Below are 13,710 nucleotides of genomic sequence, written 5' to 3' on the forward strand. Positions count from 1 at the left end.
AAGAAGTATCTCGATATGAAAGAGTACTACGATTGGCGAAAGACCCAAAATCCAAAAGTACCTGTGTAATCCTAAACGAGGATTTTACACACAATATTGGACTTGACCGATTTCCATAAAAATAGATGCAGATTCGCCGTTAATTGTTCCTTTTTTCGTTCAAACGCAGAAAATAACTGTATTTTTGCAGTTATGCTTGATTCCCAACTCTTTTACCAACCCTCTCTCCAGCTCTCCCCCATGCCCTCTCTTTCACTTTAACACTTTAGCGAACTTAAAACTTACCGGTTCCCGCTTATGGTCGGGCTGCTGAACAGTCTAAATCCGACTAGTAACCTAACCCAGTAATCATTGCGATTTACCCCAACAATCGAAAGTTGCAGTCCGGAACATCGTCCCAGGCTGCCACCATTTCGATCATTTATATCTCCAAGAAATTCATTACCGACCTTACATATTCATCCCATAAATAATTTTCGTTCTTAATGATCAGCTTCGGGATCCCCCACTTCTGTACGATGCTATGTACAAACTCCTGGTTGCTTCCCCACATGATGCCAGCCTGCTTAAAATCTTCGTCCGTATATAAGCCGCACCGGTCATGAGCGAACGCCGGTCCGCGCACCTCGCAAATCCAGCGCCAATTGCGCTCCACATCGACTTGATAGAAATAGATCAGCACCGGGTTCATCTCGCTCAGAATGTCCTGAAGTGACGCTGCAAACTCCAAAACCCGCTCATGCTCCATTCCCGTGTTGTAAGCGAAGCTGATTGTATCCTGGAACAACCAGCTCTCGATAATCGTTACTTCGTCGACAGCGCCTCGGTCTTGAACAAAAAGGCGGAACAGCCGCTCGACCTTCGATATGAACTCCTCCGCTTCCTCCGGGGAAGTGAGCGATTCATAGATTTTGTCATATACGCGCAGAGGATGGTTGTCCTCCATCTCGTGATAAAACCGGTTCGGCACCCCAAGGGCGTCAAGCCGATCCTTGATGTGTTGTCCTGTCGTCGATTTCCCGGAGCCAGGAATCCCGTCGATAATGATCAGTTTAGTGTTCAACATTTTGTTATGCTCCTCCTAGGATCAATGTTTCCATTCTCGTTCCAGAACGGAATACACGATTTCATTGCACCATTTTCCATTGCATAGACGGGTCTCTCGCAAAATTCCATCCTTGGTCATCCCGACCCGATTCATTAATTTCTCGGACATTTCGTTGTCCGCATTTGCATAAGCGACAATCCGATGCGAGTTCAACTCGGCAAAAGCATAGTCAATCAGAAGCTTGACCGCCTCCGCAGCCAAACCCTGCTTCCAATAGTTGGGATGCAGTGCCCAGCCAATTTCCCACTCTCTGATTTCCGCCCAGTTCATTTGAATGCTTACACGGCCGATTGGTTTTGTACTGCCATTCAAACATACTGCTAGCTTATATCGCTCGCGCTGATTGCTTATTGAATCATTTAGAGCTTTTTGAAAATCTTCTTGTATCCGTTTATCATCCGGTGCCTTGTTTTCATACCGGTAAGTGAAAGGATGCCGTTCCAGTTCCGCATAAGCGGATAGATCGCTTTCCGTAAAATCTCTTAACCATACTCTGCCACCTGTAAGCTTCAACGTGTCTCAACCTCTCGTTCAACGTAATCTAAGCATAGTCTAACACACGCTCTTGCTTTCTCTTTGGGAAAAAACGCTTATCAGCAAATACTCCTGCTTTCATCCGATGATGTATAATTGACTGGTTGATTAAAAATACCGGGAGCTGACAACCTTGAGCATAACCATTAGAAAAGCGAATAAAGCAGACGCGCCTAGCTTATCGAGTTTATTTATGGAACTGGTAGGGGCCGAATCCAACATCCAAGAAATGCAGCGGCAGCTTGAGATGATTTCAACCCAATCAAACTATTTTGTTGCCGTTGCATGTCATGGCGATCATATCGTCGGTACGGCGATGGGGATCGTTTGTCATGATCTCGTAGGCAATTGCGCCCCTTTTTTGTTAATTGAGAACGTAGTTGTTGCGCAAAACAGCCAGGGCCAGGGAATCGGCAAAATGTTGATGCAAGCATTGGAGGATTTCGCTAGCGCCAATCGCTGCAGCTATACGATTCTGGCTTCAAGCGACGAGCGGGAACAAGCGCACCGTTTTTATGAATCCATCGGTTATAGTGGGGTTAAGCGCGGATTTATTAAGCTTTTGAACGGACATCACTGAAGCTGGAGCAGCAACAGACCAACACATGCAAACGCCTATGCAGCACCTGATCTTTCAGGACGGCATAGGCGTATTTTCAACAACGCTTATCGGAAAAAGAACGACGCGCCGAACGTGACGACAGCGCCAATCAAAGCGGCATAATCGCCGGTGGTAAAAGAGTACTTGCGAATCGGCGTTTTCGCCTGACCGCTATGGTAGCACCTCGATTCCATTGCGACGGCCAGCTCCTTCGCCCGCATAATCGAGAAGACGAACATCGGGATCAGCATCGGCAGCACGCCGCGGAACCGGGACCGGACGCCTCCCCGCTGGAAGCCTGCGCCACGGGCGATTTGCGCTTTGCTGATCTTGTCGAATTCCTCGAACAGCATCGGAATGAACCGCAGCGCGATGGAGAACATCATGACCGCCTCGTGTACGGGAAACCTCCAGCGCTTGAGCGGTGCAAGCAGCAGCTCCATGCCTTCGGCGAGAATAATCGGCGAGGTCGTCCGCACAAGCAGCGACAATAACATGACGACGCCAAGAATTTGCTCGCACATCGCCACGCCGCTCACGACGCCCTCAGGCGAAACCCGAAGCGAGCCGACCGTGACGAAAACCGCATCGGGGGCAGGCAGCAAGAACGTATGGTAGATCATCGTCGATACGAAAAAAAGCGCCAATGACAACACGGTCCACCCCAGCATCCGCCACGGCAACTGAGCTAGCCCCCACAGCACGATGAGCAGCGCGACGAGCGCGCTTTTCCACAGCCAGTCCTGCCCGATCAGCAGACCGGCGGCAAGCAGGAGCGACGTCACGATTTTGGCGCGCGGATCACCTTGCTCCAACAAGGAATCGCGGCGTTGATACAATAAATAGCTTCTTCCCGACATCGCTCCGTTCACCTCCCTACCGTACTGGGCAAATGTCGTCGTTGCTCCGCGAGCAAAGCCGCGGTGTGCCGCACATCCCAAGGCCGATCTCCGGCGTCGATTCCCCGTTCGAGCAGCAGGCGGCGAAGCTGCAGCGGAACCGGCTCTTCCCAGCCGACCGCGGACAGCAGCGCGCGATCGGACAAAATGTCCGCCGGCCGCCCATCGGCGACGAGTCGTCCTTGGTCGAGCAGCAGCATACGCGAGGCGTGCCGCAATATTTCTTCCGGCTGGTGGCTGACCCAGATGATCGTCGTGCCCTGCTCGCGGTTCAACCGCGCAAGCAGCTCGAACAGCGTGCTGCGCCCTTGCAGATCGAGGCCGGCCGTCGGTTCGTCCAAAATCAGCACCTCCGGCTGCAGGACGATCGTCCCGGCGATCGCCGCTCTCCGCTTCTCGCCGCCGCTTAATTCGAACGGATTGCGGTCCTTGTATTGCGCGTAGTTCAATCCGACGCTGTCCATCGCCCAGCGCACTCGCTTCTCGATGTCGGCCGGAGCGTTGCGCAGTGCGAACTGCAGGCCGAAGGCGATGTCCGCATACACGGAGGGCGAAAACAACTGGTGCTCGGGATATTGAAAAATATACCCGATCCGGTCGAACCACTCCGGCTTCCGCGCCTCCCGCGGATCGGCGCCGTCCAGCAGCAGCTGGCCGTCCGTCGGCGACAGGAAACCTTTGATCAGCTGTATCAGCGTTGATTTGCCGGAGCCGGAACGCCCCGCTACGGCAAGGAACTCGCCGTGCTCGACGACAAGCGAAATCCTGCTCAGCACCGGCCGGGACAACGCTTCACCTTTCCCGGCTTGGCCCCGTTTTTTGCGGCGTCCGTATTGAAACGATACTTCATGCAACTCTAGCTGCATATTGCATTCACCACGCTATCGATTGTCGGAAGGGCAGGCACGGAAAGGCCTAGACCCTTCAGTTCATGAGCCAATGCCGGCACATACGGGATTTCCAGCCCACAGGCGGCGAGCAATCCCGGCTCGGAGAGCAGGTCGGCGGGCTTCCCATCGGCCATGACGGCTCCCTCCGCGAACAGAACAAGCCGGTCGGCCTCCAGCACCTCCTCCAGATGATGAGTAATATATATGAGCGCAAACGGCACTCGGCTGCGCACTTCGTGCAGCGCCTCAAGAAACTGCTTCCTGGACATCGGATCGAGCATCGATGTCGCCTCGTCCAATACCAAATATTGCGGCGACAAGACGAGCACGGAGGCCAAAGCCAGCTTCTGCTTCTCGCCGCCGGACAGCTCGCTCACGAGCCGGTCGGGGTCGTGGTGCAAGCCAACCTGCCGCAGCGCCCAGTGAATGCGCTCCTGCATTTCCTCGTGCGGGCATTGGATGTTGGACAGCCCGAACGCAATATCTTCGGCCAGCGTAATGCCGACCTGCTGGCTTTCCGGATTTTGAAACACGACCTGGACCTGGCGGCGGATTTGCGACAAAGCGCGAGCGTCGTCCGTCCTTATGCCGTCAACCTTGACGATGCCTTCATCCGGCAAAGCGATGCCGTTCAACAGCCGGGTTAACGTCGATTTCCCAGATCCGTTCGGCCCCAGGAAAGCGACGAACTCATTCGGAGCGATGGTAAGCGAAACTTGCCGCAGAGCCCAGCGGTCATCCTCCACACCCGGGTACCGGTACGACACATTGTCGACAGTGATCATCTTGATAGCCTCCTCTCGATCTCGCTACGTAGCGTTGACTGCTCCGTACACGGAACGCGGATCGGACGCGTCGAACGTGCCTTCCGCCGTGTCCGGGATTTGCCAGAAGTAATCGACGTTAACGCCCGCTTCCCTCGCGTAGGCTTGGAACTCTTCCATGAAGACGCCCTTCCCCGGATCGCAGGACGGACTGGATTGAATGCCGAGTCCACCGGCAATCGTATAACCGTGCTGCTGATAAACCTTCAATTGGTCGATAACGCTGGCGAGAATCGTGCGGCAATGTGCCCGAAACTCCGGCGTATCGTATTGCTCCCGCGTCATCGGCGGCCTCTCCGGCCCGAGGTACGTGAACTCCGGGCAAGGCAGCTGCACGATGCCGTAACCTTGATCATGGCACCAGTCGACCGCCGATTTCATGATGCCGGGACTTCGCGCCTCGACGGACACGACGGCGTTCTGGTTCAGGACGCAGTGCGACGTGACGATCAATACTTTGCTACGCTGCATGGGAATCGCTCCCCTTCGCGGAACGGGCCAACACCGACTTCGGGATTTGCTTCAGCACGTAGTAGACGAGCAGGCAGGACAAGATTTTATCCACCAGGTTGTCGAACAGCCTTGGAATAAATGCCGCCGTAAACACGCTGCTGCCGGACCCTTTCAGCCACAGCACGAAGACGTCGAGCGGTCCGCCGGTTAATCCGCCGAACACGGCCACCGCAATCGGCGTGCCGATGATCGGGCAGAGGATCGATAGGACAACGCCGGTAATAAGGGCGGAATAAAAGCGGAATCCGAATTTGACCGCCACGAAGCCAACGACCAGACCGATGACGCCGTTTACGAGTCCGAACGGAATCGACGTATACGAGCTCGTCACCCCAAGCACGAGATTCGTCAGAACCCCGACCAGGAAGCCCCAATACGGGCCATATACGGCTGCGATAAAAATCGTGCCGATCGCGTCGAGAAACAACAGCGGGATTTTCAAATTGCCTACCACCGTACCCGCCACCACATTAATGGCAACGGCCAAAGCGCCCAGCGTAATGATTGTCGTTGTGTTGCGATTCATCGTTAACTCCTCCTTGTTGTTATCAAATAGGCATGGTTATAAATAAAAAACTCCCGCAGTCATATAGCATTTGCGGGAGTCTCCAGTTCGTCCGGTCGACATATTATATTATTCCTATTTGATTAATATGAATTATTCTATTCCATTCTTTATGAAAAGTCTATGCTTCATTTTTTCCAAAAGTATATTTTTTTGTTAACGGGTCATCGGTTCCGATTGAGCTGGCTGTACAAAAAATCGACCACATGCATCGCCTGCATGTGCCGGCTCATGCCGTGCTTCTCGATGCCATGCTTCATCTGCAGAAGGCAGCCCGGATTACTCGTCAGCAGCACATGCGCCTCCGTCTTCTTGACGTGCTCCATCTTATGATCCAGAATGTTCCCGGCCATCTCCGGCTGCGTCAGGTTGTAAATGCCCGCCGAGCCGCAGCAGCGGTCCGACTCGAACATCTCGACGAACTCCGCTCCCTCCACGCGGCGCATCAGCTTTCTCGGGGCATCCGGACTGCGCATCACGTTGCGCAAATGACAGGAGTCCTGGTAGGTGATCTTGATCGTCTGCCCCTCGGCCGGTTTGCCGAATGAAGGAGGCAGATTGCCTTGATCCACCAGAATCTTGCTGATATCTACCGTGCGGGAAGCGAACCATGCGGCATCCTCTTTCCATTCCGGTTCATCGTGCAGCAAATGTCCGTAATCGACAAGCATCGCCCCGCAGCCGCCGGCATTGGAAATAATCCAATCGACGCCCGCTTCCTTGAACGTGCGGATGTTCCGTTTCGCCAGCTCTTTCGCGTCGGACTGCTCGCCGCTGTGCGCATGCAGGGCGCCGCAGCAATTTTGGCTCTCCGGAATGACGACGTCGAATCCGGCGGCATTCAGCAGCCGAACGGTATTGATATTCGTTTCGGTGAACAGGACATCCATGATGCAACCGCGGAACAGGCCGACGGTAGCGACTTTTTCGCCTATAGCCGGGTGGCGGGAGCCGATTTTTTCGATGACGCCTTTGGAGGACGCGTCGGGCAATATTTTCTCCATGTCCCGCATATGAGCCGGGAACATCTTCATAATGCCGACATTTCTTGCCACGCTGCGCAATCCCGACCGTTGATACAGCCGGAGCGCTCCGCCGACCAGCCGCATTCGGTTCTGATAAGGGAACACGCCTTTGAAAGCCGCTTTGCGCGCAAGCTTGACCCACCAACGATGGGAATCGGTATGCTTCTCCACGGCGTCCCTCGCCTGCTCGATCAGTTGGCCGTATTTGACGTCGGCCGGACATGCCGGCTCGCAAGCGCGGCAGCCGAGGCAATGGTTCATTTGCGTTTCGAAATGCGGGTCAGGCTCCATGATGCCGTCAACGACGGCTTTCATCAAGGCAATCCGGCCGCGCGGCGACTCGGCCTCGATGCCCGTTTCACGAAAGGTCGGACATGCCGGCAAACAAAAACCGCAGCGCATGCAGTTGGTCAATTGGTCGTAATCGAGCGTACGCTTTAACGTATCCGCCATCGGACTGCATGCGGGTGTCGCGCTCGGCAAGGCCGTTCCCACAGCCGAAGTGAGTTGTTCCTGTGTCTTAGCCATGATCGATGACCACCCTTTTGCGCGTTTCTTTGGCGAACATTTTGCCGGGATTGAGCAAGCCCAGCGGATCGAATGCCATCTTGATGCCGCGCATCATCTCAATGCCGGCGCTTCCGACTTTCCATTCCAGATAAGGCGCCTTCACCATCCCGACACCGTGTTCGCCCGTAATCGTGCCGCCCAGCCGGATCGCCGCTTCGAAAATTTCCTCGAACGCCGCTTCGACGCGATGCACTTCTTCCTTGTCTCGCGCGTCAGTAGTCGCTGTTGGATGCAGGTTGCCGTCGCCTGCATGGCCGAAGGTGCAAATTTGCACATCGTATTTTTTCGCAATCCGGTTAATCTCCAGCACCATGTCGGCAATTCGCGACCGCGGCACGGTAGCGTCCTCCAAAATCGTCGTCGGCCGCAGACGAGCGAGCGCCGTAAACGCGCTGCGTCTGGCAGTCATTAGCTTTAGCGCATGCTCCGGCGTTTCGGCCACTTCGACCCTTGCCGCGTTCTCGCCCCGGCAAATCGATTCGATGACCGCGATATCCCGCTCCACCGTCTCCATCTCGCCGTCCTGCTCGATCAGCAGAATGGCCTCCATATCGAGCGGCAAGCCCAGCTTCGCAAAATCGTCGACGACGCGAATCGTCGGATTGTCCATGAATTCCAGCGTCGCCGGGATCATCCGGTTTTCGATGATTTTGGACACGGTGCGCGCCGCCCCGTAGATGTCCTTATACATCGCCAGCATCGTCTTCTTGTACTTGGGCGGGGGAATCAGCTTAAGCGTCGCTTCCGTAATGACCGCAAGCGTCCCCTCCGAGCCGACGAGCAGCTTGGTCAAGTCGTAGCCGGCCACGTCCTTCATCAGCTTGCCGCCCGTGCGAATAATTTCGCCGCTGGCGAGCACGGCTTCGAGACCGATGACGTAATCTTTGGTCGTCCCGTATTTAAGCCCCCGAAGCCCGCCGGAGCATTCCGCGATGTTGCCGCCGATCGTAGAAATCGCCATGCTGCTCGGATCAGGCGGATAGAACAAGCCAAGACTCTCCACGTGGGTAATGAACTCCTTCGTGATCATCCCGGGCTGCACGGTCGCCGTCAAATTTTCCAAATCGATATCGAGAATCCGGTTCATGCGATGCATAACCATCACGATGCCGCCTTGCACGGGAACCGTTCCCCCGCACAAGTTCGTGCCGGAGCCCCGGCTGACGAGCGGAATGCGGTGCCGGTTCAGCACCTTGAGGATGGCTGCGACTTCTGCGGTACTTCCCGGGTAAATGACGCCGTCCGGGAGCGCCTGCTGCATCGGTGTTCCGTCATAGGAATGGGTAACAAGAGATTGGGCATCATCCCGAAAAAACGAATCGCCCACGATCGAGCGCAGCTCGCGTTTCACTTCTTCCTCCAGCACGATCAATACACCTCTTCATATGAAAATGAAATAACAAACAATTAATCAGGTCATCTGATGACTTTATGCAAAGATTAGTATACACTAAAATATATTGCATGAAAACCGCATTCGGAAGGAATGAAATAAATAGATGAATACGCTTCAGCCCAAACCGCTTAAAAACTCCGATTGGGTCATGCAGGACCTGAAACGAAAAATCGAAGAAGGCCTTCTGCTCGCGGGCGACCGGCTGCCGTCCGTCGTCGATTTGGCCGTTCAATATCAAGTCGGGCGTTCGACCGTTCGGGAAGCGCTCAGCTCCCTGAAGGCGATGGGCTTGCTCGACGTCCGGCAAGGAAGCGGCACGTTCGTCCGAGAGAAGCCGGCCGAGCACCCGCATCCGGCCAACCTGCACCCCGAATCGTGGGTGAGCCGCGCTCGATCGCTCAAGCATATTCTCGAAGTGCGCCGCGTCCTTGAAGTAGGGTGCGTAAATCTTGCCGCGCTCAATCGAACGGAACAAGACCTTGCATCGCTGACGAATATTCTTCGGGAAATGGAGATCAAGCTGGACGACGAAGTATTCGGCGAGCAAGCCGATGTGCATTTTCACGAAACGATCGCGCAAGCGACCCACAATCCCGTTCTGGCTGATTTGATGTCGTCACTGTCGCAGCAGTTTCACGATACGATGAAGGATACCCGCGCGTTATGGTTTTATGCCGAACGTTCCTCGGCCGAGCGCCTGCTTCGAGAGCACCGAGAAATTTACGAAGCGATCGCCGGAGGCGACGGCAAACGAGCGCAGCAGTTGATGGAGCGTCATATCGCCAAGGTCGAACGGGTATTGGATGAAAATCAGTATACGCATCCCGGAAAGCCGGATGCTGCCGAATGATGAATGCACGTCCATAGGCAGCCAACCTTTAATTTTCAGCCCCAATAAAGACAACGATGATGGAGCTATTCCCTTTTTTTGATTTATAATTTCCCTTCCCCCAATTTTCGCCGTCACTTGCGGTACGGTTCTCCGCGCCATCTGGAACGGCGAATTTTTCGTTTTATCTCAGTATACTGCGATTTTATAATGGGGATTTTCTTGTGCAGGTGCTACAAATCCGATTCGGTATCCGTCTTACAATCGAAAGGGGGGCGCGTCAACATGGAGGAAGGCGCTCAAGTACCCGAGCTGTTCCAACGCCTGTTCCGGGAGCATTATCCCGGAGTGGTCCGAAAGCTCTATACGTTGACCGGCGATTATGAGGCGGCGGAGGATTTGGCCCAAGAGGTGTTCCTACGGCTCTACCGGAGCCCTCCGGACCGGCTGGAGGCCGTCGGCGCTTGGCTGCACCGTGTGCTGACCCGGGTAGGCTACGATTATTTGAGACAACGTTCGTCGGACAAGGCGTTATTGGAGAAGGAAACCGCCCGTGTAGCGGCTTGGTCGGAAGGCGCCTCCCCTTCGGGAGAAACGGAGGTCATCCGCGAGTGGGAAATAGACGTGGTCCGCCGAGTGCTGCAGAAGCTCTCGGACCGTGACCACACCGCCCTCCTGCTTCGTGAGGAGGGGTACAGCTACGAAGAGATTGCCCTCCGGCTGGAGGTCAATCCGAAGATTGTCGGCACGCTGCTAGCCCGGGCGGAGGAACGGCTGAAGAAGAAGTACGGGCAGGAGGAGGAGCACTACGATGGCGGACGACGCGAAAAAGACCGGAAGGGAACCGGTTATTGATACGGATCGGGCTTGGGCTCGGTTCGAGAGGCTGGCGGGCCGGGAGCCGATTCCGGCGTTTTGGAATCAAGCGGAGGAAAGTCTACGTTCGAACGAAACTAGGTTCCAGGCACGATCGGAAGAGAATCCGAATAATCACGAGAAGGATAGTGCGGTTGAGATGAAACGGACGGAAGCATTCCGGGTAGCACAGGGGTCCTCGGTTGTCAGAGATTCAGGGACTCTAAGCTCGGCAAGGAATATCGGGACGAACGGTTCCTGGCGTACGGAGAAACCGGCCAAGCGTAAACTTCGGAGACTGGCAGCCGGAGTTGCCATAGCCGCAATAGCCATCGGTCTGTTCTCCACCCCCCTTGGGGACCGGGCGCTGGCCGCCATGCAACAAGCCTTTCGCATTCAGCACATGGTCGGAGTCGGGATCTCGGCGGACGACATGGCGGCCATCTCCGATCTTCTGGACCGTGGCTCGCCAGAGGGAGACCGGAGTTTCAACCTGGCCCAATACGGCGCTTTGACCCAGTCCGGTGGCGGGAAGGCCCGTACCATTACATGGGGCGAAGCGGAAAAACGGATGGGCGCCTCCCTTCTCAAGCTAGGGGATTCCACCGCCCCCGACTACCAGCCCGCTACCACGCTTACCTTCAAGCTGAATGTGAATGCGGTCAACCGGCTGCTCACACGTTTGGGCGGCACCACTACCCTGCCTGCCGAAGCGGACGGTAAAGCCATCCGGCTGAATATCCCGGAGGGAATCTCCACAGAGGGCACCTTGTCGGGCAAGCCGGTGCGGCTGCTCCAATTCGGCAAGCCCGAACTGACCGTGGAAGACGGCATCGATGCGGCAGCCGTCCGTGAAGCGGTACTGGAGCTGCCCGTCCTGCCTGACAGCCTGCGAACCAAACTGGCCGCCATCGGCGACTGGCGGAGCACTTTGCCGGTACCGGCCCCTGACAGCGTGACCACCAGCCTCCGGCTGGGCGATCATGATGCGGTCATGACTGCGAACGGCAAGAAACGTTTTCTGCTCTGGCTCGATGGGAATCGAATAAGTCTGCTCAGCGGGGAAGAGAAGGACTTCCCTATGGAATCCGCCTTCGAGCGGGCCGTAGAGGAGCTTATCCAGCCATGATGATCATAGAAACGGAACAATTGACCAAAACCTACAACGGCCGCGGCGGTTGCCGCGGCATCACCTTGCAGGTGCCGGAGGGCTGCATTTTCGGCCTGCTGGGACCCAACGGTGCCGGCAAAAGCACCTTCGTCAAAATGCTGGCCGGCCTCCACCGCCCCGACTCCGGGCTGGCCTTCGTGCTGGGGCAACCCCTGGGCCGGCCGGAGGCACGGCAAAAGCTCGGATATTTACCCGAGCTGTTCCGCTTTCAGGATTGGCTGACCCCGGCGGAAGTGTTGTCCTTCCATGGTCAGCTGGGAGGACTGCGCCCGCAGGAAACACGGGCGCCCGCTTTCCGCAACCGGGTCCGGGATACCTTGGAACTGGTCGGTCTGTCCGAAGCCTCGGACCGTCGGGTCGGTGGCTTCTCCAAGGGAATGCAGCAGCGCCTCGGCCTGGCTGCCGCCCTGCTCCTTGATCCCCAGCTGGTGATCCTGGACGAACCCGCTTCGGCCTTGGACCCCCTTGGCCGCTACGAGATCCGCAACCTTCTGAAGCGGCTTCGGGGCAAGGGCGTAACGATTTTCCTCAATACGCATCTGCTCGAGGATGTGGAGGAGCTATGCGATGAAGCCGCTTTTCTGTTCGGAGGCGAGCTGTTGGCCTCGGGACCGCTGCACGAGTTGCTCCGCGGCACCGGGGGAAGCGACGGCAACTGGCGCTTCCGGCTCGGCGGCTGGCTACCTGGGACGTTGGCGGAATTGAACGACGCCGGCATCGTCTCCCTGCTGCGCCTGGTCGAAGCCGATGAGAGCGGCAACGCTCTTCTGACCGCCCGCGTAACGGACAGGGAACAGGCTGGCTACCTGTGTTCTCTGTTCATCCGAAGCGGCCTGACGCTCTACGAGTCCGGCCCCGAGCCGAACAGCCTGGAGGCCTGGTTCCTCCGGATGGCCCAATCCCGACAAGGAGGTGTTCCGCAATGACCTCGTACATCTCCGTCACCTTTAAGGAGTTGACCCGCAAGCGGGTGTTCCTGGTTACGCTAATTATAACCTTCGTCTTTTTGATCGTGTTCGCCTTCGGGGTCCGGGAGTTGGCTGGCACGGTGGTGCAGAACCAGGCCTCCCCCGCCGAATCGCTGTTGAACCGAATGGTGCTTATGGTGCTGGGACTCTTTTTCGCACAATTCCTGACGGCCTTCTTCGTGCTTTTCTCAGCCATGGGGATTATCACGGGCGAACAGGAGAACGGTTTGCTGCTGGCCGTCGCTGCCCGTCCCCTCCCCCGCTGGAAGCTGTATCTAGCCAAATGGCTGGGCCATGCCGTCTGGATCACCGTATACAGCACAATCCTGTTCATTTCCGTGGTCTGGACCATCCACAGCTTCGCCGGACTTCCCATATTTGCGGGGGACTTGCTGCGAAGCTTCGGGCTTTTTATCTGGATGCCGCTTCTTCTCCTCTCGTTGACCATGCTGGGTTCCGTCTATTTGCCGATGCTTGGGAACGGGATCTGCGCCGCCCTGCTATACGGGTTTTCCCTGTTCAGCGGTCTGGTCGAAGGTGTAGCGTCCTATGGAGCGAGTCCCCCCGCACTGGACAAATTCCTCTTTCTAATCGGGCTGATCCTGCCTACGGATTCCGTCTACCGAAGAGGCCTTTACGAGCTTCTGGGGGGAGCGGATTTTGCCGGATTGGCGTTGTCCGACATGGGGCCTTTTTCCATGCGGAGTGTTCCTTCAAATTCCTTCCTCCTGTTTACGGTAGGGTATGCGGCGGTTCTGCTCCTCCTGGGGTGCCGGGCGTTCAGCCGGAAAGATCTGTAGTTTGATCGTTAGGATTTATACTAACTTTGAAAAGAGACGGCGGCAGCCCAGGACAATAATAAAGTCCTAAGCTGCCGTTGCGCCATTTCACGTAATGGCTTACTGCTTTTCTCGATCGTCATTCCGACCGGCCCGTATGCGGCGCAGGTCTTCGTTATCTGG

General features: G+C 56.1%; 15 protein-coding genes. 6 read left to right on the top strand and 9 right to left on the bottom strand.

The window, feature by feature from the left end; translation table 11 throughout:
- Positions 1 to 421: 421 nt before the first annotated feature.
- Positions 422 to 1,066, bottom strand: coding sequence for a P-loop NTPase family protein (locus AC0LWM_RS19360; protein ID WP_474676636.1), 645 nt, complete (start codon positions 1,064 to 1,066; stop codon positions 422 to 424).
- Positions 1,067 to 1,087: 21 nt separating this feature from the next.
- A complete protein-coding gene (locus tag AC0LWM_RS19365; protein ID WP_474676637.1) occupies positions 1,088 to 1,621 on the bottom strand; it encodes a GNAT family N-acetyltransferase in 534 nt (177 codons plus the stop codon).
- Positions 1,622 to 1,775: 154 nt separating this feature from the next.
- Here AC0LWM_RS19365 and AC0LWM_RS19370 point away from each other — a divergent pair, with 154 nt between their 5' ends.
- Positions 1,776 to 2,222, top strand: coding sequence for a GNAT family N-acetyltransferase (locus AC0LWM_RS19370; RefSeq protein ID WP_474676638.1), 447 nt, complete (start codon positions 1,776 to 1,778; stop codon positions 2,220 to 2,222).
- Positions 2,223 to 2,308: 86 nt separating this feature from the next.
- On the opposite strand, the gene AC0LWM_RS19375 is transcribed toward AC0LWM_RS19370, so the two are convergent.
- The 7 genes from AC0LWM_RS19375 to AC0LWM_RS19405 form a co-directional block, all read right to left on the bottom strand.
- Positions 2,309 to 3,103 carry an energy-coupling factor transporter transmembrane component T family protein gene (locus AC0LWM_RS19375; protein WP_474676639.1) on the bottom strand — a complete coding sequence of 265 codons (795 nt, stop codon included), beginning with the start codon at positions 3,101 to 3,103 and terminating at the stop codon, positions 2,309 to 2,311.
- Between the two features lie 8 nt (positions 3,104 to 3,111).
- Positions 3,112 to 4,008: an energy-coupling factor ABC transporter ATP-binding protein gene (locus AC0LWM_RS19380; RefSeq protein WP_474676640.1), complete on the bottom strand. Its 897-nt coding sequence runs from the start codon at positions 4,006 to 4,008 to the stop codon at positions 3,112 to 3,114.
- Positions 3,999 to 4,817 carry an ATP-binding cassette domain-containing protein gene (locus tag AC0LWM_RS19385; RefSeq protein WP_474676641.1) on the bottom strand — a complete coding sequence of 273 codons (819 nt, stop codon included), beginning with the start codon at positions 4,815 to 4,817 and terminating at the stop codon, positions 3,999 to 4,001. Before AC0LWM_RS19385 ends, AC0LWM_RS19380 begins: the two co-directional genes overlap by 10 nt.
- 24 nt (positions 4,818 to 4,841) lie before the next feature.
- The gene (locus AC0LWM_RS19390; RefSeq protein ID WP_474676642.1) at positions 4,842 to 5,327 is read right to left on the bottom strand and encodes a CD3072 family TudS-related putative desulfidase; all 486 of its coding nucleotides are present in this window, start codon (positions 5,325 to 5,327) and stop codon (positions 4,842 to 4,844) included.
- Entirely contained in the window at positions 5,317 to 5,895 is a 579-nt protein-coding gene (locus tag AC0LWM_RS19395) for a CD3073 family putative ECF transporter S component (RefSeq protein ID WP_474676643.1), read from the bottom strand. The genes AC0LWM_RS19390 and AC0LWM_RS19395 overlap by 11 nt, the downstream gene beginning before the upstream one ends.
- Positions 5,896 to 6,098: 203 nt before the next feature.
- On the bottom strand, positions 6,099 to 7,412 hold the full coding sequence (locus AC0LWM_RS19400) for a (Fe-S)-binding protein (protein ID WP_474676827.1): 1,314 nt from the start codon (positions 7,410 to 7,412) through the stop codon (positions 6,099 to 6,101).
- Positions 7,413 to 7,479: 67 nt separating this feature from the next.
- Positions 7,480 to 8,895 (bottom strand): FAD-linked oxidase C-terminal domain-containing protein, encoded by a 1,416-nt coding sequence (locus AC0LWM_RS19405; protein ID WP_474676644.1) that lies wholly within the window; start codon positions 8,893 to 8,895, stop codon positions 7,480 to 7,482.
- A 133-nt stretch (positions 8,896 to 9,028) separates the two neighbouring features.
- Here AC0LWM_RS19405 and AC0LWM_RS19410 point away from each other — a divergent pair, with 133 nt between their 5' ends.
- The 5 genes from AC0LWM_RS19410 to AC0LWM_RS19430 all read left to right on the top strand — a co-directional run bounded on the left by AC0LWM_RS19410 (position 9,029) and on the right by AC0LWM_RS19430 (position 13,548).
- On the top strand, positions 9,029 to 9,775 hold the full coding sequence (locus AC0LWM_RS19410) for a FadR/GntR family transcriptional regulator (protein ID WP_474676645.1): 747 nt from the start codon (positions 9,029 to 9,031) through the stop codon (positions 9,773 to 9,775).
- A 264-nt stretch (positions 9,776 to 10,039) separates the two neighbouring features.
- Positions 10,040 to 10,609, top strand: coding sequence for a sigma-70 family RNA polymerase sigma factor (locus AC0LWM_RS19415; protein WP_474676646.1), 570 nt, complete (start codon positions 10,040 to 10,042; stop codon positions 10,607 to 10,609).
- Complete coding sequence (locus tag AC0LWM_RS19420) at positions 10,566 to 11,738, top strand: hypothetical protein (protein WP_474676647.1); 1,173 nt, start codon at positions 10,566 to 10,568, stop codon at positions 11,736 to 11,738. The genes AC0LWM_RS19415 and AC0LWM_RS19420 overlap by 44 nt, the downstream gene beginning before the upstream one ends.
- Complete coding sequence (locus AC0LWM_RS19425) at positions 11,735 to 12,706, top strand: ABC transporter ATP-binding protein (protein WP_474676648.1); 972 nt, start codon at positions 11,735 to 11,737, stop codon at positions 12,704 to 12,706. The genes AC0LWM_RS19420 and AC0LWM_RS19425 overlap by 4 nt, the downstream gene beginning before the upstream one ends.
- Positions 12,703 to 13,548 (top strand): ABC transporter permease, encoded by an 846-nt coding sequence (locus AC0LWM_RS19430; RefSeq protein WP_474676649.1) that lies wholly within the window; start codon positions 12,703 to 12,705, stop codon positions 13,546 to 13,548. Before AC0LWM_RS19425 ends, AC0LWM_RS19430 begins: the two co-directional genes overlap by 4 nt.
- The last annotated feature ends 162 nt before the right edge of the window (positions 13,549 to 13,710 follow it).

The organism is Paenibacillus sp. sgz302148, assembly GCF_056120465.1.